The 25964-nt window shown below is 38.2% G+C and carries 25 protein-coding genes; 10 read left to right on the top strand and 15 right to left on the bottom strand.

All coding sequences use genetic code 11. The annotated features are described in order from the left end of the window. Nucleotides 1–53 precede the first annotated feature (53 nt). From AC570I_RS19460 to AC570I_RS19445, 4 genes are all read right to left on the bottom strand, one after another. Entirely contained in the window at nt 54–251 is a 198-nt protein-coding gene (locus AC570I_RS19460) for a cold-shock protein (RefSeq protein ID WP_497406816.1), read from the bottom strand. 198 nt (nt 252–449) lie between these two features. Then, nucleotides 450–1085, bottom strand: coding sequence for a peroxiredoxin (locus AC570I_RS19455; protein WP_497406815.1), 636 nt, complete (start codon nt 1083–1085; stop codon nt 450–452). 160 nt (nt 1086–1245) lie between these two features. Next, nucleotides 1246–2343: a trypsin-like peptidase domain-containing protein gene (locus tag AC570I_RS19450; protein WP_497406814.1), complete on the bottom strand. Its 1098-nt coding sequence runs from the start codon at nt 2341–2343 to the stop codon at nt 1246–1248. Between the two features lie 8 nt (nt 2344–2351). Further along, on the bottom strand, nt 2352–2918 hold the full coding sequence (locus tag AC570I_RS19445) for an RNA polymerase sigma factor (protein WP_047801269.1): 567 nt from the start codon (nt 2916–2918) through the stop codon (nt 2352–2354). Nucleotides 2919–2999: 81 nt separating this feature from the next. Here AC570I_RS19445 and AC570I_RS19440 point away from each other — a divergent pair, with 81 nt between their 5' ends. The 6 genes from AC570I_RS19440 to AC570I_RS19415 all read left to right on the top strand — a co-directional run bounded on the left by AC570I_RS19440 (nt 3000) and on the right by AC570I_RS19415 (nt 6644). Further along, complete coding sequence (locus AC570I_RS19440) at nt 3000–3347, top strand: hypothetical protein (RefSeq protein WP_231582726.1); 348 nt, start codon at nt 3000–3002, stop codon at nt 3345–3347. Nucleotides 3348–3487: 140 nt separating this feature from the next. Next, nucleotides 3488–3709 (top strand): hypothetical protein, encoded by a 222-nt coding sequence (locus AC570I_RS19435; protein WP_047801270.1) that lies wholly within the window; start codon nt 3488–3490, stop codon nt 3707–3709. Nucleotides 3710–3855: 146 nt separating this feature from the next. Next, the gene (locus tag AC570I_RS19430; RefSeq protein ID WP_047801271.1) at nt 3856–4074 is read left to right on the top strand and encodes a hypothetical protein; all 219 of its coding nucleotides are present in this window, start codon (nt 3856–3858) and stop codon (nt 4072–4074) included. A 259-nt stretch (nt 4075–4333) separates the two neighbouring features. Then, the gene (locus tag AC570I_RS19425) at nt 4334–4534 is read left to right on the top strand and encodes a hypothetical protein (protein ID WP_047801272.1); all 201 of its coding nucleotides are present in this window, start codon (nt 4334–4336) and stop codon (nt 4532–4534) included. A 124-nt stretch (nt 4535–4658) separates the two neighbouring features. After that, complete coding sequence (gene purB, locus AC570I_RS19420; protein WP_497406813.1) at nt 4659–6005, top strand: adenylosuccinate lyase; 1347 nt, start codon at nt 4659–4661, stop codon at nt 6003–6005. A gap of 87 nt (nt 6006–6092) precedes the next feature. Continuing rightward, a complete protein-coding gene (locus AC570I_RS19415) occupies nt 6093–6644 on the top strand; it encodes a NifU family protein (protein ID WP_497406812.1) in 552 nt (183 codons plus the stop codon). A 122-nt stretch (nt 6645–6766) separates the two neighbouring features. Here the strand turns inward: AC570I_RS19415 and AC570I_RS19410 are convergent, their stop codons facing one another. The 7 genes from AC570I_RS19410 to AC570I_RS19380 form a co-directional block, all read right to left on the bottom strand. Continuing rightward, a complete protein-coding gene (locus AC570I_RS19410; protein ID WP_047801275.1) occupies nt 6767–7558 on the bottom strand; it encodes an inositol monophosphatase family protein in 792 nt (263 codons plus the stop codon). A 46-nt stretch (nt 7559–7604) separates the two neighbouring features. Then, nucleotides 7605–8756 (bottom strand): prolipoprotein diacylglyceryl transferase, encoded by a 1152-nt coding sequence (locus AC570I_RS19405; RefSeq protein ID WP_497406811.1) that lies wholly within the window; start codon nt 8754–8756, stop codon nt 7605–7607. A 93-nt stretch (nt 8757–8849) separates the two neighbouring features. Continuing rightward, on the bottom strand, nt 8850–10172 hold the full coding sequence (gene mtaB / locus AC570I_RS19400; protein ID WP_497406810.1) for a tRNA (N(6)-L-threonylcarbamoyladenosine(37)-C(2))-methylthiotransferase MtaB: 1323 nt from the start codon (nt 10170–10172) through the stop codon (nt 8850–8852). Between the two features lie 106 nt (nt 10173–10278). After that, the gene (locus tag AC570I_RS19395) at nt 10279–10854 is read right to left on the bottom strand and encodes a UbiX family flavin prenyltransferase (protein WP_497406809.1); all 576 of its coding nucleotides are present in this window, start codon (nt 10852–10854) and stop codon (nt 10279–10281) included. Nucleotides 10855–11335: 481 nt separating this feature from the next. After that, the gene (locus AC570I_RS19390) at nt 11336–11983 is read right to left on the bottom strand and encodes a Crp/Fnr family transcriptional regulator (RefSeq protein WP_497406808.1); all 648 of its coding nucleotides are present in this window, start codon (nt 11981–11983) and stop codon (nt 11336–11338) included. A gap of 296 nt (nt 11984–12279) precedes the next feature. After that, nucleotides 12280–13143 carry an OmpA family protein gene (locus AC570I_RS19385; protein ID WP_047801280.1) on the bottom strand — a complete coding sequence of 288 codons (864 nt, stop codon included), beginning with the start codon at nt 13141–13143 and terminating at the stop codon, nt 12280–12282. A gap of 72 nt (nt 13144–13215) precedes the next feature. After that, nucleotides 13216–15729 (bottom strand): beta-L-arabinofuranosidase domain-containing protein, encoded by a 2514-nt coding sequence (locus tag AC570I_RS19380; protein WP_497406807.1) that lies wholly within the window; start codon nt 15727–15729, stop codon nt 13216–13218. Nucleotides 15730–16069: 340 nt separating this feature from the next. Here AC570I_RS19380 and AC570I_RS19375 point away from each other — a divergent pair, with 340 nt between their 5' ends. Beyond that, complete coding sequence (locus AC570I_RS19375; protein ID WP_316798488.1) at nt 16070–16393, top strand: RNA recognition motif domain-containing protein; 324 nt, start codon at nt 16070–16072, stop codon at nt 16391–16393. Between the two features lie 233 nt (nt 16394–16626). Here AC570I_RS19375 and AC570I_RS19370 read toward each other — a convergent pair whose 3' ends face one another. Genes AC570I_RS19370 through AC570I_RS19360 form a run of 3 tightly spaced genes read right to left on the bottom strand, consistent with a single transcriptional unit; the run spans nt 16627 to nt 20557 of the window. Continuing rightward, nucleotides 16627–18303: a sodium/sugar symporter gene (locus AC570I_RS19370; RefSeq protein ID WP_497406806.1), complete on the bottom strand. Its 1677-nt coding sequence runs from the start codon at nt 18301–18303 to the stop codon at nt 16627–16629. 29 nt (nt 18304–18332) lie between these two features. Further along, on the bottom strand, nt 18333–19484 hold the full coding sequence (locus tag AC570I_RS19365; protein WP_497406805.1) for a galactokinase: 1152 nt from the start codon (nt 19482–19484) through the stop codon (nt 18333–18335). An 11-nt stretch (nt 19485–19495) separates the two neighbouring features. Beyond that, on the bottom strand, nt 19496–20557 hold the full coding sequence (locus tag AC570I_RS19360) for a UDP-glucose--hexose-1-phosphate uridylyltransferase (protein WP_497406804.1): 1062 nt from the start codon (nt 20555–20557) through the stop codon (nt 19496–19498). A gap of 157 nt (nt 20558–20714) precedes the next feature. Here AC570I_RS19360 and AC570I_RS19355 point away from each other — a divergent pair, with 157 nt between their 5' ends. From AC570I_RS19355 to AC570I_RS19345, 3 genes are all read left to right on the top strand, one after another. Beyond that, a complete protein-coding gene (locus tag AC570I_RS19355) occupies nt 20715–21413 on the top strand; it encodes an NUDIX hydrolase (RefSeq protein WP_047801285.1) in 699 nt (232 codons plus the stop codon). A gap of 137 nt (nt 21414–21550) precedes the next feature. Further along, nucleotides 21551–23638 carry a phosphate acetyltransferase gene (gene pta, locus AC570I_RS19350; protein WP_497406803.1) on the top strand — a complete coding sequence of 696 codons (2088 nt, stop codon included), beginning with the start codon at nt 21551–21553 and terminating at the stop codon, nt 23636–23638. Nucleotides 23639–23641: 3 nt separating this feature from the next. Continuing rightward, complete coding sequence (locus AC570I_RS19345) at nt 23642–24841, top strand: acetate/propionate family kinase (protein ID WP_497406802.1); 1200 nt, start codon at nt 23642–23644, stop codon at nt 24839–24841. 87 nt (nt 24842–24928) lie between these two features. On the opposite strand, the gene AC570I_RS19340 is transcribed toward AC570I_RS19345, so the two are convergent. Beyond that, entirely contained in the window at nt 24929–25900 is a 972-nt protein-coding gene (locus AC570I_RS19340; RefSeq protein ID WP_497406801.1) for a Gfo/Idh/MocA family protein, read from the bottom strand. Nucleotides 25901–25964 lie beyond the last annotated feature (64 nt).

Below are 25964 nucleotides of genomic sequence, written 5' to 3'. Positions count from 1 at the left end.
GGCCTTTCAATAATGGAAAGCCTTTGGTTTTAACGCAGATACGTAATAGCGAGCTACAGTTTCTTAACGTTTACTGCCTGTAAGCCTTTTCTGCCTTCAGCAACTTCGAACTCAACATTATCGTTTTCCTGTAAACTATCTATTCCGCCTAAAACATCTTTAAAGTGAACAAATACGTCTTTATTATCTTCCTGAACGATAAATCCAAAACCTTTTTGAGTATTAAACCACTTTACTTTACCTATTGCCATAAAAAATAAAAAAATAAATGAACAAAATAAATTTTTAACACCTTCATCAGCATTTCATTTAACCATTTTTATTATTTACAGCAAATAAATAACCAGATTGAGCGTTAATCATAAACAAACTAACCAAATATAATAATTAGATCAATTATTTCATCAAAATAAAGCCAATCACACAATAAAGTTGCGATTCAAATATAATTATTTGTTTGGTTGTGGTGTTGTTCTCAAATATGGCTTAATAACCTGATGACCTTTTGGAAATTTTGCAGGAATGTCTTCGGTTTTGATGCTATTCACTACAATAACATCCTCTCCATCTGTCCAATCAGCTGGTGTAGCCACGCTGTAATTAGCCGTTAGCTGAAGCGAATCAATAACCCTCAATACCTCATTAAAGTTTCTACCAGTTGATGCAGGATAAGTAATGATTAGTTTCACTTTCTTATCAGGACTGATTACAAAAAGAGACCTCACTGTTAATGTTTCTGAAGCATTCGGATGAATCATGTCATACAAATTTGCAACTGTACGATCGGGATCAGCTATAATGGGAAATTCAACCGAAGTATTTTGTGTTTCGTTAATATCGCTAATCCACCCTTTATGCGATTCCGCAGAATCAACACTAAGTGCAAGAACTTTTACATTTCTTTTCGCAAATTCATCCTTCAATGCTGCTGTACGTCCAAGTTCGGTGGTACAAACCGGTGTATAATCTGCAGGATGGGAGAACAAAACACCCCAGCTATCACCAAGGTATTCGTAAAAATCAATTTCACCTATTGAAGTAGTTGCCCGGAAATCTGGTGCAATATCGCCTAATCTGATACTCATAATATTATATTTTTAAATTTGATTAAAACAAATCTAAACATAACTATAGTAAATACATAGGCATTATATCTATTTAATACAATGAAATTATAATTCTATAAAAAAAACCCTGCAGATATAGTTCTACAAGGTTTTCAAGAATATTAATTTATTTGGGAAATTAATTATAAGCCTTAATCATAAATACATAATCCTGTATTTTTTCGATCTGTTTAGTACGCTTTAAACCAGAAAGCGTACTGCGTTTATTTGCTGATAGTTTGTTTTTACCAAGTGAGTCCTGGGGAATTGCCCTCATCGCTTCGAGGATATACTTTGATTTAACTGCAAAAGCTGCCCCCTCAGTTTGATCTGGTTTACTGCTGATGATACCAATCAAATTTCCGCTATCATCCAAAACAGGCCCTCCGCTATTGCCCGGATTAACCGAAATTGCCACCTGGTATTGAGTAGTATCACCCACAAAGCCATTTTTCGAACTCACATAACCTTCACCCAAAACTGCATCATCTTTAGGATAGCCTAAAGTATATACCATTTCGCCAATACTACTTGTACTCTTCTTGATTGTGTAAGGAATAGATGATAAGTTTGAGAAATTCTTGTCACTGATTTTCAATATCGCGATGTCATTTTGCGGATCTGTATATACCGATTTCACTTTGAAGGATTCGCCTTTACTATTTTGTACATAAAGAGAATCAGCTCCGTTAATCACATGGAGATTGGTTAAGATATATCCATTTGTAGACACCGCAAACCCTGTTCCGCCAACACTATTCTGTACTGCTGGTTTGCCCGCCGCGGCAGACGTACTATTTATCTTGCGAATGAGGCTGTTCTGAGTTTTTATGGCTTTATTAACCTGAGTGCTTAATAAAATAAGTTGTTCTTTTTGTCTCGTATTATGCTGTATGGAGTAAACAGACACCAGGGAAAGTATAAGAAATGAAGCCGCAACAGCGATCGCCGACTTGTGTTTACGCCAAAGCTGTACCACTTTTGATGGATGGGGTTTAAAAACCTCGGCTAAAGTTTCCACATCGATCTCCGCATGGATATTATCTAACTGCTCTTTTAAACGTGTTTGTGCAGCAAAAGCTTCCATAGACTCCAGAAAGAACTTATGTGAAACAACTTTATGATCAACGCCAGCATCATTCGCAAGCAGAGCTTCAAAAGCAGCTGTTTCCTGAGCACTCAACCTACCCAGCAGATAATCTTCAATAATTGCATCTAACTCCAAATCGTTTCTCATTTCACTTTCTATGGTTGAAAAAATATTTTCTTTAAACGTTGCAGACACTTATACTTCTGTGTCTTGGCATTATCCGTATTGGTATAACCAAACTTTTCACATATATCCTGCATCGACATATTGTGTATATAAAAATCCTGAATAATAGTCTTACAAGGTTCGCCAAGGTGTTCAAGAGCTGATTGCATTTTAACAAATGCAGCATCCTTTTCCTCATGTTGCTCAACATCCTCTTCAACAGCAAACACTTCCTCATAATCAGTAATGCTGCCTGCCTTTTTACTATTCTGACTCAATTTCTTTAACCAAGTGCGCCTGCAAACTGAATAGATATACGTTTTTAGTTTGCTGCTCAACTCAAAATCACCGGCCTTAATTTTATTGTACAAAACAATAATGGTTTCCTGATAAACATCTTTTGCATCGTCTTCATCTCCGTTATTATTGAGAATGAACTGCAAAGCCATCGGATAATATGCCTTGTATAACTTATTAAGTATGTCTTCCGAGTTATTTAGAATACCTAAAATAACTTCTCTATCTGTTGGAACTGAACTCTTTAAACTGTTATTCACTAGTTAATACATTTTTCGATAAATAGTAACCCAATATTAGAGAAAAAAATATTTATAGCTACTATGTTTGATTAATACATTATGCACGCACTCGGTAACCCAACTTCACAAATAAAAAATATTTCAACTTTTTGTAAAATTATCGGGTTACCTTTTTACCTTTGCGGCATTAACAAGAAAATTAATTACCTAAAAAAATTCAAGAAAATGAAAAATGCATTCAAATTAGGCTTTTTAGCTTTAGCTTTATCTTTATCAGTTGTTGCTTGTAACTCAGAGAAAAAAGCTGAAGGTGCTGATACTACTTTAACTGATTCTTCAACTATCGTTACTGATACTACTGCTGTTGATACTACAGTAAAAGATTCTACAGTTAAAGATACTACTGTAAAAGCTACTACAACTACTACAGAAGAAGTTAAACACTAGTTCAACTTTACCCATAAAAAATGGCCTTGATTTAATTATCAAGGCCATTTTTATTTTGTTCATTTTTTTTGAGTTTAGCGGGTTACCTTTTCACTTTTCACGTATTAACAATAAATTAATTACTTAAAAGAAATTTCAAAATGAAAAATGCATTCAAATTAGGCTTTTTAGCTTTAGCTTTATCTTTATCAGTTGTTGCTTGTAATTCAGAAAAAAAAGCTGATGGCGCTGATACTACATTAACTGATTCTTCAACTATCGTTACTGATACTACTGCTGTTGACACTACAGTAAAAGATTCTACAGTTAAAGATACTACTGTAAAAGCTACTACAACTACTACAGAAGAAGTTAAACACTAGTCTGACTTCACCCATAAAAAAATGGCTTTGATTTAATTATCAAGGCCATTTTTATTTATTTTACTTTTTTCTCCATTTTATAGGGTTACCTTTTAAGGTTTCCCGTATTAACAATAAATTAATTAATTACTTAAAGAAATTTCAACATGAAAAATGCATTCAAATTAGGCTTTTTAGCTTTAGCTTTATCTTTATCAGTTGTAGCTTGTAACTCAGAAAAAAAAGCTGATGGTGCTGACACAACTTTAACTGATTCTTCAGCTATTGTAACTGATACAACTGCTACTGACACTACAGTAAAAGATTCTACTGTTAAAGATACTACAGTTGCTGTAACTACTGAAAAAACTGAAGTTAAACACTAGTTTTAACTTTAATTTATAAAAAAGGCTTTAAGTTTCTTAAAGCCTTTTTTTATTGATTAAAATTTGCCTCAAATGAGGCTTAAATTATTGAAACAATTAATAAAGAATGAAATTTTAATTAAATTCAGGTACGATCACACAAATAAAAATGAAAAAGCAGAAAATATAAATGCTTTTACCATAATTAATCGCTATCATCTATTTTTTTACATAAATTAGCCATTAATTAATCAGAACCACAACAAAAACAAAAGACAAAATGAAAAACGCATTCAAATTAGGCTTTTTAGCCCTTTCTCTATCTTTATCAGTAGTTGCCTGCAGTTCAGACAAAAAAGCTGATGGCGCAGATTCTACTACAACCGACAGCACCGTTGTTGATACCACTGTAAAAGACACTACAGCTGTTGATACAATGATGAAAGACTCAACGACCACTGATACAGCTACGAAAATGTAATCTTTTTTAGAAATTACAGAAAGGCTTTGGGTAATAACCAGGGCCTTTTTTGTTTTTATACCATAGAGATGAATTATTAACCGACATTTTATAGTAAATTTGCGGCAAAATTATAAACCGCATAATGAATTTAACATCGCTACAAGCAATCTCACCCATAGATGGTCGTTATAGAAGGACAACCGAAAATCTGTCTGCCTATTTTTCGGAAGAAGCTTTAATTAAATACCGTATTTTTGTAGAAATAGAGTATTTTATTGCGTTGTGCGAAATCAATATAGCCGGCTTGGAAAACTTCGATAAAAGACTTTATCCCAATCTACGTCAAATTCATGAAAATTTCTCCGAAGTTGATGCATTGGAAATTAAAGAAACGGAAAAAGTAACTAATCACGACGTTAAAGCAGTTGAGTATTTTATCAAATCAAAATTTGACACGCTTTCGCTACAAGAATACAAAGAATTCATTCATTTTGGATTAACTTCGCAGGATATTAACAATACAGCAATCCCATATTCTGTGAAATTGGCATTGAATGAAACCTACTATCCAGCTATTGAATCATTAATCACAAAAATAAATGAGCTAGCTGTAGAATGGGCCCACATTCCTATGCTCGCCCACACTCACGGGCAACCGGCCTCACCGACTAAATTAGGGAAGGAATTTCTGGTATTCGCTGATCGACTGAGCATACAGCTTGATACTTTGAAATCAATCCCTAACAGTGCAAAATTTGGTGGAGCAACAGGAAACTTTAATGCACACCACATTGCTTATCCCGAAGTAAACTGGGTCACTTTTTCAAACCAGTTCGTTAATGAAACATTAGGCTTAACAAGAGCGCAACATACTACTCAAATTGAGCATTACGATCAGTTCGCGGCACAATGTGATGCTTTGAAGAGAATTAATAACATTATCATTGATTTAGACCGGGATATCTGGACTTATATTTCAAAAAATTATTTTAAACAAAAAATTAAAGCTGGAGAAATCGGTTCATCAGCTATGCCACATAAAGTGAACCCAATCGACTTCGAAAATGCAGAGGGAAATGCAGGTATTGCAAATGCATTATTCGAATTTTTTGCTGCTAAACTTCCCATTTCAAGATTGCAAAGGGATTTAACCGACTCCACAGTATTAAGAAATATTGGTGTTCCATTTGGTCACACGTTAATTGCAATTAACGCTACCTTAAGAGGCCTTAATAAAATTTTGCTGAATGAATCCACTCTACATGCTGATTTAGAAGATAACTGGGCAGTGGTAGCTGAAGCCATTCAGACGGTGTTACGCAGACAAAACTTTCCAAACCCTTATGAAGCTTTAAAAGAGCTCACCAGAACAAACACCAAAATCAACGCTGCAAGTATTGCTGCGTTTATTGAAGGATTGACTGTAACTGAAGAGGTGAAAGTACAATTGAGAACAATTACCCCATTTAATTATACGGGTATTTTTTAAGTGCATTAAATTGACGCTAAACAGACAGCCTTAAAAAAGATTATTGATGAGTAATTCTTAATTTTGTTTATTCAAATTGATTAAGACATGACGATTAACGTATATACAGAACAAACCCCTAATCCAGCTACCATGAAATTCATGGTCAACAAGCTGTTGATTAACGGAAGTGAGGATTTTGCAACCAAGGAAAGTGCTGAGCAATCTCCTTTCGCGAAAGAATTATTTAAGTTCAACTTTGTTTCTGGTGTATTTTTCGCCAGCAACTTTGTAACAATTACCAAAACAGATGATGCAGACTGGGCTGATATCGAAGCGATTTTAAAGGAGTTTGTAAAAGGAGCAGTAGAATCTGAATTAAAGATCAAAGAAGTAAGTACGGATGAAGCGCCAACTTTTGAAGGTTCTGAAACCGAAATTAAAATTCAGCAGATTCTCCATGATTATGTTCGTCCGGCTGTAGAGCAAGACGGTGGTGCGATTACCTACAAATCGTTTGACGAAGGCGTTGTTACCGTGGAATTACGCGGTTCATGCAGTGGGTGCCCCTCATCAACAATTACCTTAAAATCAGGTATTCAGAATTTGTTACAGAGGATGGTACCAGAAGTTACAGAGGTTGTTTCTGAAGCACTTTAATATAGCGCATTTTTCATAGTACCTATATCAGAATGGCCAGCTAATTTAGCTGGCCATTCTTTGTTTACACAATTTTTTTTATTGCCCCAGCTATTTCCTTCCTGATGGGACAGGTTGTAAAACTATTTGAAATATCTTTTAATAGCTTCCAGCATTTCATCGGTTAATTTACCGTTGGTTGCCAATATCTCCCTTTTAACAAAATAATCATTACCTCCGGAAAAATCGAATACCTCACCACCTGCCTGCTGCACGATGAAGCACCCTGCTGCAAAATCCCACTGCTGGAGATTATATTCGAAGAATGCATCGAAACGACCACAAGCTGTGTAGACAAGATCAATAGCTGCTGCACCGATCCGGCGAACGCCATGACTTTTTTGCATCATCTCTTCCAGCAACTTTAAATACTGAGCTTGTTTATCGAACTGGTAGTAGGGAAATCCTGTGGCTAGCAGGCTTGATTTTATATCCGGATTAGCAGAAACCCCGATTTCTTTTTTATTCAAATAGGCCGACCCACCTTTGTATGCATAAAACATTTCGCCTCGGTTTAACTCGCAAACCACTCCTATCACCGGAACACCATCTTCATAAAGTGCTACACTGATACCATAAGCCGGAATCCCATGTATAAAATTGGTAGTTCCGTCCAGTGGATCGATAATCCAGGTATAGGTTTTACCATCTCGGTTCACCGTTTTCTCCTCAGTGATAAAGCCTGCGTCAGGTATCAATTTTTCCAGGTTCTGCACCAATTTCTGTTCTGCCGTTTTATCAACGTAAGAAACCATGTCATTTAAACCTTTGTATTCAATTTTATTGACGTCAAACTGCATCGACTCTTTACGGATAAAATTTCCTGTGAGTCGTACAATTGAGATCACTTTATTGCATAGTAATTCGTAATTCATAGCCGTTTAACAAATCCCCGGATGGGTTGTTGTCATTTTAATGAAATTATTGTGCGAAATTATTTTTATTCCTTAAGGCATAACCGCTTAAGGCAATGCCACCTAGAACAAGAAAAGTAGATATCATTTCTGCTTGTGTGAACGATAAACCGAATACATGGTATTTAGAGTTTACCCGGATTAACTCGATACAAAAACGCTCAACACCATTTAAAATCATATAAATTCCGAACATAAGTCCTGGCGCTTTAATCTTATCGCGTACACTCCATAGAAATGCAAAAAGAATAAAACATATAATTACTTCGTAGATCGGAGTAGGATAAACTCCCTGAGCCAGTTCATTGCAGAACTTACCGGTGCACCCCGCAATCGGAATACCCTCTCCCACCACATTGTTGGGATATTGGTAAGACCATAGCCAGTCAGGTAGCCACGAAAAAGGTTTTGGATTTGCATTAACAATACCCCAGTCACCATCCCCTGCCAGGTGACAACCAATCCTGCCAACCGCATAGGCTAACATCATTCCAGGCCCACCTACGTCCAGCATATGCAAAGGCTTAATTCCATTGCGTTTAGCTATAATCAGCACTGCAGCACCACCACAGATTAACCCGCCATAGAAAGTTAAACCACTAAACGACAACAGGCGCTCTATCGGATGCTGTACGAAATCATCCCAGTATTCAAGGTTATCAAAAAACTTAGCCCCCAAAAATCCCCATACAGCTGCCCACACAATGAGATTACTCATAATCTGATACGGATGTACTGTAACTTCTGTTTCTTTTGGTTTATCTAATTTATGCTTATCTTTTTCTTTGTAATCCCAGTAGGCAAAAAGCCCGGCAAAGAATAATCCTCCGAAAATATTTCCTTTTGCCGACATCAAAATAGCCTGCGCATCATTCACAAACATGGAATAATTTACCAGGGCATAAATCAATTTATAACCAATGATAAATCCAAAAAGGCCATTCATGATCAGATCTGAAGTGGTCGCTTTTTGTCCTATTACAACGTTCCTTTGAAATGGATGTAAAACGCCTAGACTTTCCTTACGCTTTAATTCCTTGGTAAAAGCCCAATAACCTGCAACAAAAGCAAGGGCAACAAAAACACCAAAGGTATTAAATGGTAAAGGCAAATTGATGCCTAGTAAGTATTCTAAAAAATGAGATACGGTAGGAAACATAATAATAATTTGCAGCGAAGATAGGAAAGAATGGTCAAAGTTTTAGTACAGCAAATTGATATTTGCGAACTGATCACATTCCGATATTAACGATTAATGATGTGCGTAAACCGTTTCAAGTTCTGCAACTTCGACTTCACCCTCTGCAGTTAGCGCAAGTAGCTTAACTGCTTTTAACTCATTCACCATTAATGGATCATATTTGGCGCGGACTTTAACATAGTTTTTGGTAAAACCATGCATATAGCCCATTTTCTGGTCAGCTTCAAATAATACCTCTCCTTCTGTACCAATCTGCGACTGGTAAAACGCCCTGCGTTTTTTGTCAGAGAGAATATGCAACATTTTACTACGTTCGTTACGTTCGCTACCTGACACAACGCCTTTCATTTCAGCAGCTACTGTTAACTCCCTTTCAGAATAGGTAAAAACATGCAGATATGATATATTAAGCTCATTTAAAAATTGAAAAGTATCAAGAAAATCCGCTTTTGTTTCACCCGGAAAACCAACGATCACATCTACACCTATACAGCAATGTGGCATCACTTCCTTGATTTTTGCCACCCGCTCCACATACAAATCTGTCCTGTACCGGCGGCGCATCAATCCTAATATCTTATCAGAACCCGATTGCAAAGGGATATGAAAATGCGGAACAAATCGCTTTGAAGTGGAAACAAATTCAATGATCTCATTACTTAACAAGTTAGGCTCAATCGACGAAATACGAATTCTTTCAATACCTTCAACTTCATCGAGCGCTTTGACCAGATCAAAAAACTTATCCTCTCGCTCGCCATTGCGAATACCAAAATCTCCAAGGTTTACTCCCGTTAAAACAATTTCTTTAACACCACTTTCAGCTATCGATTTCGCACGATTAATCACATTTTCGATGGTATCGCTCCTGCTGGCGCCCCGGGCAAGCGGGATAGTACAATAGGTACAAGGGTAATCACAACCATCCTGAACTTTCAAGAAAGTTCTGGTTCTATCGCCAATTGAATAAGAGGCAATGAAGTTGTGATTTACTTTTTCGATATTTTGCTGATGAACAACTGTTTTTGGATTTTTGGTCAGGTCGGTAATGTATTCAACAATTCTGAATTTTTCAGCTGCTCCCAAAACCATATCCACACCTTCGATTTCCGCAATTTCCTGTGGTTTCAGCTGGGCATAACAGCCAACAATGGTTACAAAGGCATTTGGTGAGTATTTTAATGCCTCCTTAACAACCTTGCGGCACTTTTTATCTGCATGATCGGTAACAGAACAAGTATTGATCACATAAACATCGGCTTTATCCTGAAATTCTACCACGGCATAACCTGCGTCGGTAAATAAACGACCAATGGTAGAAGTTTCTGAAAAGTTTAACTTACAACCTAATGTATAAAATGCGACCTTTTTCATCTAGCCTGCAAAGATAGGAAATTAGATTTGAGTATTAAGACGTAGGTTTCGACATTAGAGGTAAATTACAGTGAAATAACATTCCATTTAACGAACCACTAACTATTTAATCCGATTTATCATTCCAACGATAACTTTCCTGCTCAAAGCCAGCCAAATCGATCACACGGTTTACAACGGTACCTGCAACTTCTTCGATAGTTTTTGGTAAGCTGTAAAAAGAAGGATTTGCAGGACAAATGATTCCCCCGGCTTCCGTTACCATTTTCATGTTGTTAATATGGATTAAACTAAAAGGGGTATCACGAACGACAGCAATCAGTTTTCTGCGTTCTTTTAAAATAACATCAGCAGCTCTCGAAATCAAATCATTAGAGATCCCATGCGCTATCCTTCCAAGCGTTCCCATAGAACACGGAATAATAATCATCGTGTCGTATTTTGCAGAACCGGAAGCGAAAGGTGCGTTGAAGTCGTTTTTGCTATAAAAAGTAAAGTCATTGTAATCGTTAAAACGCTTGTTACCCAGCTCAAATTCCCAAACTTCTTTAGCATTATCGCTCATCACTACTCCCACTGATGTAATTTGATCTTTCAATTGATGCAAATGATCAAATAAAACATTTGCATAAATAGCCCCGCTTGCACCAGTTACCGCCACAATTACTTTCTTTTTATTCATTATACAAAAGTAGCTATTCCAGGCCATAAAAAAAGGGCCAGAACAATGTTCTGACCCTACATCTACCTATGAAAAACATACCCTCGAAAGGGTAAGAACAAATATATATATTTTTTTAAAAAAAGATAATTGTGAAACGTTAAATAGTGTTATTGTTCAAGATATTTTTAAAAATAAAAACAAAACACTGTAAATCAATAAATTAATTTCATAAAAAATAATCTTAAGTACTAAAAATGATAATTAAAATAGCACTGATTGTTATTTAACAGCAATGTTTTGTATAATAAATTAGCTGTTTTTGAGATGTAAATTATACTTAACAGACATTCTTTGCCTATAAATAATAATTTGAATCATGACACCTTCTAAAGCCGGCCATATTTATTGACTCAAAAAGAGGCAATGAACTGCAATTGCAGGATTATTAAAACCAGAGTCTTTAAGTGATTTTCAGCTATACGAGTAAAAAGAAAACCGCCTATTGATTGGTTTTATGAGCGGCAATACCCGTTAACTTCGACCTGATCCTGCTCAAAGTTTCAAGTCTCATGCATAAAAATGATGCGATGTGTTTTAGCGGTACCCTGTTTACTAGATCAGGATACGATTTAGTAAACCGAAGATATCTTTTTTCAGCAGATTGCAGTCTTGATATATAAGCCCTTTCGCATGCAGCAAGGTAATGGATTTGCGTCATCTTCCTTCCCACATAATTTGCAATATCAAAATTTAAATAAAGCTGCCGCGACATACTGTGCGGAACTGCGATGGCTATCACATCTTCGATGGCCTGCACGTACTCTTCAGTATCTATATCTTCCTCCCACAAGTTGCGTATGTTCCCTACCAGTTCATACTCAGATGCGATCCATGTGGTGATTTCCTTATTTTCTTCTTTCATGTATCCTCTTGCAACCCCTTTAAGCAAAAGAAAAATATACTTGTTGCGATGCAACGGGGAAGAAATAAATTTGTTCTTCTTATAAACTACTGGAAAAGTCTGATTGTTGATAATGAATTCGATCTCTGGAGTTAAATCATGAAAATTCTTGAACACAGTAATCAAGGGGGAGAATCCATTAAAATCAGCCCACTTATCTTTAGTAACTTTTCTTTCAGGATTCATACTTATGATGTACTCATTAATGGAAAAACAGATGAGAGTTATGATACAAATTTAAACTATAACTAGTCATTTATCCTATTTTTATAAAAAAACAATTTTGCCATTGGAATAGGTATTTCGTATCTTGTTTCTCTCTTAAGGACAAAGGACCCATTATTTGTTAATAATTCACGGAAATGCCCCCGTTCAGCCAGGTCTTTGTTAAATGCGGCAATGAGAGGCAGATGCGGGAAAATTGAACAAAAAAAAGCAGGCCAAAATGGCCTGCCTCTCATTAACACGATATATCTCTGATATTACTTCTGAGATTGTTCCGGGGCCTTGCCAATTAAATCCATAAACTGATCCAACTTAGGTGTAATAATAATTTGGGTACGTCTGTTCTTGGCTTTTCCGGCTGGGGTAGAATTGTCGGCTATAGGATTATACTCCCCTCTTCCACCTGCGGTTAAACGTTTGGGATCAACTGCATATTTGGATTGCAGTACCTGCACAACGGATGATGCACGTAAAGCACTTAAGTCCCAATTATTGCGTATGTTGGGTTGAGTAATAGGTACGTTATCCGTATTACCTTCAATCAAAACGTCGTAGGTATTGTAATCCTTAATGATTTTCGCAATTTTATTTAGCGTTTCCCCCGCTTTATCTGATACTTCGAAGCTGCCAGACTTATAAAGCATGTTATCAGCCAGTGAAATGTAAACTACACCTTTTAATACCTGTACATCTACATCACTTAACTCTTCCCTACTTAGCGATCGTGTTAAGTTGTTTGTTAATACCATATTAAGAGAGTCGCTTTTGTTCTTAGCGTTAACCAGCTGCTTGATGTATTTGTTTGAACTATTGATCTCATCAACCAATTTAGAAATATTCACATTTCCCTGATTACTGGAATTTAAACATTTATTTAAGGCATCTTGCAAAGCAGTAACGTTGGCTTTTTCAGAAGCAATCTGCTCTTCCAAACTCTTGACCCTACTGGTAGAGCCAGAAAGTTCTCTCTGACTATCCTGATATTTATTACTTAATTCCTGATTCCTTTCTCTCAGCTTTGAGTAGGTATCCTGAAGTTCTGCATATTTCTTATTGCTCACGCAACCAGAAATCAAGACTCCTGCTAACAGCATTATGGGGATTGATCTATAAAATTTCATAATCTTTTATTTTTTAAGATTATACAATAACAATTTCCTTGCCGCAATGTTTGCACGAACCTTTCCGCATTGTTAAAGCGTGTTAATCTCCAACGAATCGAAAGACGCTAAAGCCTTGTAAGTTCTAAACCCGATACTTCCTGATTGGTATTCACCATCAATTACTGAAACTATGGCGCGCGATGCTCCATCTACAAACACTTCAATTTTAGTTCCTTTAGCTACAACTTTAAGCCGGTAAGTGGAATTTAATTTTACCGGATATTTTACTGTTGCTAAAGGAATCCATTTTTGACTCACTGCCTTACCGATTTGAATCTGACTATTGTTTGCACTCAAACCAACATAATAACCCTGATAGGCATCAGCACCAATTGCAGGGTTCGACACACGGAACATCAGTCCGGCATCTCCATCTGTTGTAACTTTAATATCAGCCATGTAACTGAAATCTTTAAAATTGGTATTATTGGCTATGTATTTTGATCCGTTCATGCCATAGCCGCCCGAACCAGCATTAGAAGCAGCTTGAATTGTTCCATCTTTAAAAAACCAGCCACCACCGTAAAAAACCCAGTTATCAGGCATTCCTTTTTCAAAATTTTCGATAAGATTACCTGTTATTTTTTTCGGTTGACCAATGGTTGGAAAGAGGCTCAAACGAATGTTTTCTGAACCATAAGGCACCAAGGTAACTTCTTCACTTTTTTCTTTAGAAAATACAGGACTTACAGGTACATCAAATGCAGTAAGTTTATTAGGCGCCAAACCCCAGGAGGGTATTTTTTTCGCCTTCACTTTTAGCTTAATGGGTGAGGTTTCTGCAATGAAGGGATTTATGGGCATTAATCCTTTTTCTACTTTGATCGACCCAGCTACATTGTTTTTATCAAAGGCAAGACCATAGTTCCATGCCGACTTTGGATAAATTTCATAATCCGTAAAACCGGCCACTGCATGTGTTTTCGTAATGCTTTTCTCAGCCTTGATCTCCAGTGCATACACTAAAGGACCTCGCTCAATGCTAACAGAATTGTTTACCTGGTTTGGTGTAACAATGTGCATTGGAAAATTAAGTTCTAGTTGATCAGCATCTTTCCATTGCCGGTTTATTTTAAGAAATTCGCCAGGCTTAACCCCTTTTAATACTACTCCATTAAGCTTCACCACAGGTAAGTTGCACCATGCCGGGATTCTTAGAATCAACGGAAATGCCACCGTACCGTTCAGTGAAAGTTTAAGTCTGATCTGCTCATCAAAAGGATAATCTGTTTCTTCGGTGATTTTAATCTTATCATTTGCAACAAATGTTTCAATTTCCATAGGCCCATAAGTAACTATTGCCAAACCTTTGTCCGGGGTAGCTACAACAGCATTTTTAACAAAGTATGGCCAACCCATATGCATATTATACCTGCAGCAACCGTAGCCCGAGTATGGGCTTAAAACAATACCAGAACCATAATCCTGATTGAATCCCAATTCTCCATAAACACTCATTACCTGGTTTGGCAGCGTGTAATAAGAATGGTTTTTAAAGTCCCTGCTAAACTGAGCAGGTAGTGCGTTGAAGGCAATCTTCTCTAATTGATCTCCAATACTGGAGTCGTGAATAATCCGTACTGCAGTTTCCAGGCTCTGCATCCATTCCACTACAGTGCAGGTTTCAACACCGCCCGTAGAGTTTCTACCGGCAAGAAATTCAGTGCCCGAACCAAGACCCTGAGGCTGTACATGGTCGTTCATGATGTGCTCAATCCCTTTTGAAAACGCATCCATATTGGCTTTCGTTTCGTTTAGTTGAGCATAAATTACCGGATACTTGAGTGCCTGCGCCACATTTACCATATGTTTCGGCTGAAAGTCGTCGCCAAAGAAATAAAATTGGTTCTTGCTATAGATATCAACCCAGGGATAAGCCTGTTGATTCAATTTTTCCACTAGCCTAAGTAAGTTTGGGTCGCCGGTTTTATTGTACAACCATAATGCAATTTCCATATTATCACCAGCCCTTGATTTGCCCCATTCCTTAAGTGGATCAGCATCCAGATTGGCAAGTTCATAATTAAAATAGCGGGTTAAAAAAGGGATTACCCTCTTATCTGCTGTGGCCTCAAAATAGCTTTGAAGTGCATACATCATGGGCATCCGTGGCCACCAGTCTTTCATTTTTTCTGGCCCGAATAAACCGTTTTGCTGTTGGCTGTTCAGTGTCCATTCAATATACTTTTGCGCTTTTGCCTTTAGGCTTGCATCATCAAGTGTGTAAGCTAGGGCAACTAAACCTTTTACGTAGTAAGGCACCCGCTCCCATCCATTGCCTTTGCCACCTAACCAATCTGTATTTTTACCCAGGTTATCATCTTCCGGATAAAGCGCTTCGGCAAACCCAGTAGCACCATCGCGTTGTTGTTCCAGTTGTTTCAATAACCAGCCCTTAGCCTTAATACTTCCTATTGGTAACTGAACATAAACATCCTGTTTCAAGGGGAGCCTGTTGAATTCGTTTAACTTTGATTGACCTTTTACCTCCAATACAGCCAAAAATATGATTGTAACGCAAAGCGATTTAAGAATTATGCTCATATAAGAAAACCCGGTTAGATATTTTTACTAAACTAACAATTCCATTTGAATTAATAAAACGTTTTAGCTTTCCTTCCGTTTAAAATAATCAAGTCTAGTACAGACTATGCCATCAACTCTTCAAATATTTTCTTTTGATAATAGCACATTTGGTCCACACCATTACGATCAAATTTCAATAATAACTTCGCAATTGTAAAAAGAAGTTAAAAGCAATATATTTTTCTCAATTATTTTGACTGAGCGCAGCAATTTGCTTATTTTGCACCATTATAAACTGTCTGAATGCAAATACTTCAAATGGCGTTCATGTTGGTTTGTCCTAAAAACGCAAAGTTAAATGGTAAAGATTTTTATTGGCGGTCTGGCTGAGAATATTCAGGAAATGGATATTGCAATTTTTGTTAGTCTTCACGGAAAAATAGAAACGATTAAGGTAGTACGTGATCGCGCTACAAAAAAGTGTAAAGGATATGCATTCATTGAGCTTTTAAGTTTGGATGATGCTAAAAACATCATTTCTATGCTAGATGGCGAAACTTTTAAGGGCAATGTAATCACTGTTAAACTTTGCGCCGAAGAAGCTCCGAAAAAAGCTTTCAAACCAAAACCAACCGGACAAAGTACAGGTTTCAAAAGCAAAAGACCAAGGGTACAACGCTAGTTACCACTCAATTCGTTTACTTGAGCTCTTCTTCATTTAGAACTAATTCCTTTTAGTAAATATTTTTAATTTAGGCTAATCGATTTTCACAGTTAATACCGTGTAGTTTAACCAGGTCCGTCGCAAAGCCACACTGCATTCTTCCCCTTCCATCATCAAATAACCGATTATGAAAAAGGGATAAAGCCTGAAAGACTTTACCCCTAACTAATCATTTATTTTACAAATATTTCTTACCAGTAAACACTATAAAGTGCTACGATTAAACCTAACACAAGCAGCGCACCCACTGTAAATGCACTCGAGGTTTCAAACATCTTAATATCAATTTCAAGTCCTTTTGCCTCTGCTTCCGGCTTATTTGATAAACTGCTAATGATGATCATTCCCAAAATACAGAATACAAACACGAAACCCATTCTATCTAAAAACGGTATCTCATATACACCGGAAGCAGTTTTCACACTGAATCCCATTCCAGAAAGCCACGATAAATCGGTAAGACCTGGCAATACCTTTAGTACAATCGACAATAAGAATCCACCAATGGTTGCAAATAATGCTGCCGCAGAGGTTGTCCTTTTCCAGAAAAAACCTAAAATAAACATGGCAAAAATACCCGGAGAAACGAAACCTGTGTATTCCTGAATGTATTGGAAACCACCTTTTTTGTCGATACCCAGATGTGGTGCAATTAATACACCTAAAATCATGGCTACAACAATAGATACTTTCCCGGTGTTAACCAGATTCTTCTCAGTAGCATCTACCTTAAGCACTTTTTTATAGATATCTAAAGTGAAAATGGTAGCAATACTATTTGCTTTACCAGCTAAAGATGCCACAACAGCAGCAGTTAAAGCTGCAAATGACAATCCTTTCAATCCGGCCGGAAGTAAATTCAAGAGCACCGGATAAGCACGATCTGGATTTACCGTACCGTCCTGAAGCATCTCCGTTTGAAAAGCACCATCCTTATACAATACATAAGCAGCGATACCAGGCAACACCACTATAATTGGCATTAATAGTTTTAATAATGCAGCAAACAATAAGCCGCCTCGGGCAGTCTCTAAGTTAGCACCTAAAGCACGTTGAGTAATATACTGGTTACAGCCAAAGTAATTCAGGTTAACAATCCACATCCCTCCTATCAACACACTTAAACCAGGTAAGTCGATATAGTTTTCATTGTCTGGCTTAAATATCATGTGAAAATGCTCGGAAGCTTTAGTAGTCATTAAGCTATACCCTTCCAAAATCCCCGAAGTGCCATAATGTGTTGACACTAAATTTAAAGCTAAATAAGTAGTGGCAAGACCACCAAGTATTAAAAAGAATACCTGTATAACGTCAGTGTAACCTATTACCTTCATCCCCCCAAGGGTAATAATGATAGCAAAAACGGCAATGGCATACATACAGAATTCCAGATTGAATCCTGAAATACTACTTACTGCCAGGGCACCTAAGTATAGGATGGAGGTTAAATTCACCACTACATAAAGTAATAGCCAAAACACCGCCATAATCATAGCTACAGTGCCATTATAACGTTCGTGGAGGAACTGCGGCATGGTTGCAATTTTATTCTTCAGGTAAACCGGCATAAAAAATACAGCTACCACGAGCAAGGTAACTGCCCCCATCCATTCGTAAGATGCGATGGCCAATCCCATTTTAAAACCCGAGCCGCTCATGCCGATAAACTGCTCAGCAGATATGTTCGATGCGATAAGTGATGCCCCGATAGCCCACCATGTTAAAGATCCTTCAGCTAAAAAATAATCTTTAGAACCTGTAGATTCTGATTTCTTTTTGTTGTAGATGTAAAGTCCGTAAGCGCCCACAATGATGAAATACACTGCAAAAACAATGTAATCCTTAGTGTCCAAGATGTTTTCTTTCATTTTATTTATTTGGTTATTTTTATTTATTTCTAGCTAATTACACTAGTTCCCTGATCTGTCGTAACTACATATGCTGCAAGGCTGAGACCGAATTTCTCTTCATATCTGGAGCTGAGGTTTTCAATCAGATCATCAATCTTTTCATCCTTAACGATGTTAATGGTACAGCCTCCAAAACCGCCACCCATCATTCTGGCCCCCAAAACATAATCAAGCTCTTTTACCGAATCAACAAGAAAATCGAGCTCGGTACAGCTCACTTCGTAATCAACACTCAATCCGTGATGGGTTTGATACATCAGCTGACCAAGGCCATCAAGGTTGCCATTCTTAAGTTGCTCTGCAGCGGTAAGCAAGCGTTCAATCTCTTCAATCACGAAACGGCACTTATTGTAAACATCCAGGTCTTTGGGTTTCACATATTGTTCCAGCATGGCTAAATCAACGTCGCGCAGGCTGTTTACACTTGCGTAGGCTTCTTTTACCCATGCCACCCCCTGCTCGCATGAGGCTCTTCTTTTATTATAGGCCGAATCGGCTAAAGAGTGCTTAACGTTAGTGTTCAATAATACCAACTTATATCCATCCAGTTTTAAAGGAATATAAATGTATTTCATCGAACGGCAATCGAGCATAACTGCATGGTCTTTCTTTCCAAATACCGAAGCAAACTGATCCATTATCCCACAGTTTACACCTGCAAACGTATGCTCAGCCTTTTGCCCGATAAGGGCGATATCCATTTTCGGAATTTCCAGATTGAACAATTGATCAAGTGCATAACCTGTAGCACATTCCACTGCGGCCGATGAAGATAAACCGGCTCCTAATGGCACATCTCCATCAATATAGAAGTTGAAGCCTCCAAGACTGTAACCTCTTTTTTGGATTTGATCCGCAACACCAAGAATGTAATTAGCCCAATCGTTTTCAGATTTTTTCAGATCCTTAATTGATGAAACATCAAGCTGCTGATAGCTCTCAGAGAAGAGGTGAACTTCATGATCATCCCGCTTAGAAATCCCTACATAAATGGCCTTATCTATGGCTGCAGGCATTACAAAACCCTCGTTGTAATCGGTGTGTTCTCCGATAATGTTAATTCTGCCAGGAGAACGTACTATTAATGGATCGGCATTAAAAATGCCTTTAAATATAGATTTAAGATTTTCCAAATTCATATTTGAAATATTTAGTTTTCAGCTTTGCTGGTTTTATAATGCACTATTGACATTTCTCTTAATCGGTTTGCAGCAAATTCAGGCGTAATGTCACGCTGAGGGTTTGCCAGCATCTCATAACCTACCATAAATTTTTTCACACTTGCCGAGCGTAAAAGGGGTGGATAGAAGTGCATATGCCAGTGCCATTCAGGGTAGTCGCCATTATTTACGGGCGCCTGATGCATGCCTGCTGAATAAGGGAATGAGGTTTCAAAAAGATTATCATACTTCGTAGTCACTACTTTAATCGTTTCGGCTAACGCTATTTTTTCGGCATTGGTAAAGAGTTTAATGCTATTGATATGCCGTTTGCAGACAATCATCACCTCGTATGGCCAAACTGCCCAAAAGGGAACGAGCGCAACGAAATGTTCATTATCAAATACAATACGTTCCGATTTTTTAAGCTCCAGTTTCAAATAATCACCTAACAAACTTCTGCGGTGAACGGCAAAATGAGTTTTCTGACGAGCAGTCTCCTTCATAATTTCCAAGGGAATATCGCTCTGCGACCATATTTGACCGTGCGGATGCGGATTGCTGCAGCCCATAACCTCACCCTTGTTTTCAAAAATCTGAATATATTTAATCCACTCCTGCTCTGCAAGCTTACTGAATTCATTCTGCCACACTTCAACAACTGCCGTAATTCCCTTAATACTCATTTCTGGTAAGGTTAAGTTGTGCTTCGGACTGAAACTGATCACCCTGCATATACCTTTCTGGTTGTTAGCAACCAAAAGATTATCTTCATTTAGTCCACCGTCAGGCGTATCAGATAACAATGCTGCGAAATCGTTGTTAAAAACAAAACTTTCCTTATAATCGGGATTGGTATCCCCATCAGCCCTGCCATTTCCAGGACATAAGTAGCATTTTGGGTCATATTCCGGACGGTTGTCTGGTGTTAAATCCTCAACTTTTCCTTGCCAGGGCCTTTTAGTGCGGTGTGGTGAAACCAAAACCCATTCGCCTGTTAAAATATTTAAACGGGTATGCGGATTGTTGTCTAATTCAAATGTAGAATTCATATTGTGTTTGTGCTGTCAGAATTTAGCCTCTTTTTTGGTTAAAATATCTATGGCGCAAATTATAAAATTATTATTAATTGTCAAGCAGACATTTAATAATAATTTTTATATTCGTAAAAAAATGAACATCTTAAAGCTTCCAAAATAGTATTGTTAAATGAAAGAGTATTCTAAGCAGCCACATTACCTTGTTGCTGTAGATTGCATTGTATTTGGATTTGATGGCGAACACCTGAAAATTCTATTGGTAAAAAGGGGGCTTGAACCTGAAATAAACAAATGGAGTTTAATGGGCGGATTTCTCGGGCCAGATGAAACTCCAGACGATGCGGCCAATAGGGTACTTAAAAAAACCACAGGTTTGGAAGGTGTTTATCTGGAACAGCTCCAGGTTTATGGAGCGCCAGACCGGGATCCAATCGAACGTACACTTTCAGTGGGCTACTTCGCACTGATTGATATTCATAAATATGAAGCGCAGCTGAACAATGACCATAAAGCGGAATGGTTTCTGATCAACGATCGTCCTAAACTAATTTTCGATCACGAACAGATGGTTTCCGATGCCCGTAAAAAACTCAGATACAAAGCCGCTCAACACCCTATCCTATTCGAAATGCTACCCAAAAAGTTTACTATTCCACAGCTTCATATCCTGTTTGAAGAAGTAAACGATACCAAAATAGATACCCGAAATTTTAGTCGAAAAATTACGTCCACAGGCTTGCTCATCAAATTAGATGAAAAAGATAAGACAGGATCAAAAAAGGGGGCTTACTATTTTAAGCTTGATAAAAAGAAATATGCAGCGAATGCCCAGGCATATTTAAGCTTAATTCCAAACGCAAAGACTTAAAAAAATCTATATAAATAGCATTCATGCTATTTAGAATCGATCTAAAATAAGACCAATCCCTGACAATACTGTAATAAATTTAGTTTTATAACAACTATCTTCGTCGTTGTTGGTTAATATCACTTACTATCAAAATCATGACGAAGAACATCTTTATAGCATCAGCAGAACCCTATACCGGAAAATCGGTTATTGCGTTTGGGATGATCAATATGCTTCTGGCTAAAACCCAGAAGGTTGGTTATTTCAAACCTATTATTGCACAGGAAGATCCAAATCAAAAGGATGAGCACGTTCAGGCTATGCTCGATTACTTCTCACTTCCCGTACCTTATGAAGATGCGTTTGCCTTTACCCGTCAGGATATGTTGCACCAGTCAGAAGATAGTAGCAGCATTATTAATACCATCATCAGTAAATACAAAAAGCTGGAAGATAACTATGACTTCACTGTTATCGAGGGAAGCGACTTTTTAGGTGAAGGCAGCGCCTTTGAGTTTGAATCAAACGCATTAATGGCCAAAAACCTGGGGGCACCTGTTTTAATTGTGGTATCTGGGAAAAATAAAACTGCCAGCCAGCTGTTCAAATCTGCTATTAATATTTACCGTAATTTCTTACTTAGAGACGTGCAGGTATTGGGTGTAGTAGCCAACATGGTTAACCCTGAAGAAGCAGAAAGAATTAAACAAGCACTCACCAACCAGCTACCACCAGAATTGCTAATTGCAGTGATTCCTATAGAAAGCGGACTTCAAAGTCCGACCATGAAAGAAATTGCTACCGCGTTGGATGCTGACATTCTTTTTGGTGCCGATTTGCTTGATAACCAGGTAGATAATTTTGTTACCGGCGCCATGATGTTACCAAACTTTTTAAGGCACATTAAAGATAACCTGCTAATTGTAACCCCAGGCGATCGTGGCGACATTATCATTGGATCCCTGCAGGCCAACCTATCAGCCAATTATCCAAAAATTGCCGGGATTGTACTCACTGCAGGAAGTTTACCGGATGAACCCATGATTAAACTGATTGAAGGTCTGCAAACCATCATCCCGATTATCTCCGTGCAGAAAGGTACATTTGAAACTACTACAACCATTGGTAGTATTCATTCGAAAATCACCATTGATAATAAAAAGAAGATTGAGCTAGCCATAGATATTTTCGAAAGGCATGTCGACCTTAAAGCGCTCGATGATAAAATAATTACCTTCAGTTATCAGGGCATTACTCCACATATGTTCCAATATCAGCTGGTTAAATGGGCTAAGCGGGAGAAAAAACATATTGTTTTACCCGAAGGAAATGACGATCGCATTTTAAAAGCAACAGAAAAATTAATTGCTCAGGACATTGTAGACATTACCCTGCTGGGTGATCCGCTTGAAATTGGTAACTCCATCAAGCGACTGGGTTTAAACCTCGATATCAACGCCATTCAGATCCATCAGCCTACCCATTCGCCACACTATGATCAATATGTTGAAACGCTATACGAATTGCGCAAAGCAAAAAATGTAAACATGGAAATGGCCACAGATATGATGACCGATGTTTCATATTTCGGTACCATGATGGTTTATAAAGGGGATGCCGACGGAATGGTTTCCGGAGCGGTGCACACAACCCAACATACCATCAGGCCGGCCCTGCAATTTGTAAAAACCAAGCCAGGTGTATCTGTTGTATCATCGATCTTTTTTATGTGCCTTCCCGAACGGGTAGCCATATTCGGCGACTGCGCTGTAAATCCGAATCCAACAGCCCAGCAACTCGCAGAAATTGCCATTTCATCTGCAGAAAGTAGTGCCCGGTTCGGAATAGAGCCCCGGATTGCCATGCTCTCCTACTCTTCAGGTACTTCCGGAGAAGGTGAGGATGTAGAAAGGGTTCGCGAAGCCACAGCAATTGTGCGCGAGCGTTTCCCGGAATTAAAAATTGAAGGCCCTATACAGTATGATGCCGCTGTAGATCCCACAATTGGCCGTCAGAAACTACCCGATTCTGAAGTTGCCGGACGCGCCAGTGTTTTAATATTTCCCGATTTGAATACGGGAAATAACACTTACAAAGCCGTTCAAAGGGAAACAGGTGCATTAGCCATTGGCCCTATGCTACAAGGATTGAACAAACCCATCAACGATTTAAGCCGCGGCTGTACAGTCGACGATATATTTAACACGGTTGTCATTACAGCCATTCAATGTCAGGAAATCTAATCAATGAATATTTTAGTCATCAACTCTGGAAGTAGTTCCCTCAAATACCAGCTCTTCAATATGCCCAACCCATCACCGGTTTGTAGCGGATTGGTAGAACGGATTGGCATTGAGGGTTCCTATATCAAACATACCGTATTCAACGGAGGTAAAAAGTCAGTAAGCGAAAAGTCTGGCTTTATCAGCGATCATAACGAAGCCCTTAGCCAGGTTTTATTCATGCTCATCGAGGGGAATCAGTCGGTAATTAGTAGTTCAGATGATATTGCTGCCGTAGGTCACCGTGTAGTGCATGGTGGTGAACACTTTTCAGGGCCTACCTTAATTACAGCAGAAGTTAAGTCATTAATCAGAAAATTATTTTCCCTTGCACCTTTGCATAATCCTGTGAATTTAACCTGTATTCAAGTTGCTGAACAAACCTTTCCAAAAGCTAAACAGATAGCTGTTTTTGATACTGCTTTTCACCAGACCATTCCGGTTGAAGCCTTCAGATATGCTATCCCTGAGAAATATTATAAGGAAGATGGGATTCGCGTTTATGGCTTTCATGGTACCAGCCATAAGTATGTTAGTGAACAAGCTATCAATTGGCTGGATAAAAAAGAGGCTAAAATCATCAGTATTCATTTAGGAAACGGATGCAGTATAACAGCAATCAGAAACGGAAAATCAATTGACACCAGCATGGGCTTTGGCCCTTTAAGCGGACTGGTAATGGGTACCAGATCGGGCGACATCGATCCTTCGGTAATATTTCACCTGATTGAACATGCCGGATATACCCATGCACAGTTGAGTGCATTGTTTAACAAACAGTCGGGATTACTCGGCGTTGGTGGTTCAAGCGACATGCGCGACATCAGGAAGCTAGCTGCTGAAGGTAATGAAGGAGCTATTCTGGCTTTAGCACTTTATGCCTACCGCATTAAGAAATTTATTGGTACCTATACCGCTATCCTTAATGGTGTAGATGCATTGATTTTTACTGCCGGTGTTGGCGAAAATGATAAAGCCATGCGCGAAGCCGCTTGCGGCGAATTGGATTATCTGGGGATTGAGCTTGACGTAGCAAAGAACAATAGCTACTCAGGCGGCATTATGGATGTAAGCTCATTAGGTTCAAAAGCAAGAATCCTGGTTGTTCCTACTAATGAAGAATATGAAATTGCTCACCAAAGCTATAAATTACTGGCTGAATAAATATTTTAATTTTTGCCGCAGTCTCCCAATATCTGTGAATCTGCGGCTATTTTTTTTTGACATCTTCCAGGCTTTCGCAGGCATTCTTTACCTACCATCCAACAGAATCATGGATAGCACTCCATCTTCCGGTGGACATGGATTGGGGCCTTTGTCCAGAAAATAATTTACCACTTTTTCGATCATGGGTTGCTCAACATGAGGAATAGAATCGAATACAATATGTTCTTTCTTTTCACCAACAGATACGGTAACGGTATTCCCGAATACGGAAAAACTGATTTTTCCTTGTGAACCATAGATTTCGCAAACGTCTTTTTGATCTGCCGCAGCCACAGTAAAACACCAGGTTCCATTTAATACCACACCATTTTTAAATTTAATTTGCCGGGTTACAAAATCATCCGCAGCAGATAAACGGGCCTGATTGAGTTCCAATCCATTAAATGACTCGATTTCCCCAAAGAAATAATACATTAGGTCTAGCTGATGCGGTGCAAGATCATGAAAAAGTCCGCCACCTGAAATTGCAGGATTCGTTCGCCAGTCTTCATCGCTCTTGGCAATCAGTTCATTACTGATACTTTGGAACATTTCCAACTTAGCAAAACGGATATCGCCTATTACAGCTTCATCAATAAATTGTTTGATTTTTAAAAACATGGGTTGCGCCCGCCTGTAATGTGCGATGCTAAGCTTGACCCCGCTTTGATTCGCAGCTTCTGTCATTCGTTTTGCAGATTCTGCATCAAGCGTCATTGGCTTTTCTACATAAACCTGCTTTCCGGCCGCAAGCGCTTTTAATGTATATTCTTCATGACTTCCTGGAGGCGTTGCAATGTAAATGGCATTTACTTTAGTATCATTAATCAGATCATCTGCATTAATATACCATTTCGGCACACCATGGCGTTTAGCATAATCTTCCGCCTTTGCAGCATCTCTCCGCATCACTGCCACTAAGGAAGAATTTTTTATTTTATTGAAAGCGGGACCACTTTTAACTTCGGTCACATCGCCACAACCAATAATGCCCCACTTTATTTCTTTCAAACTCATAAAGGCAAGTTAATAAATGAAAGCCGCAGATTCATTTCTACTGCAAATAAAATAGCCACTGAAA

It is taken from the genome of Pedobacter sp. A2324, from assembly GCF_059693705.1.
This window is presented reverse-complemented; position numbering and strand designations above follow the sequence as displayed.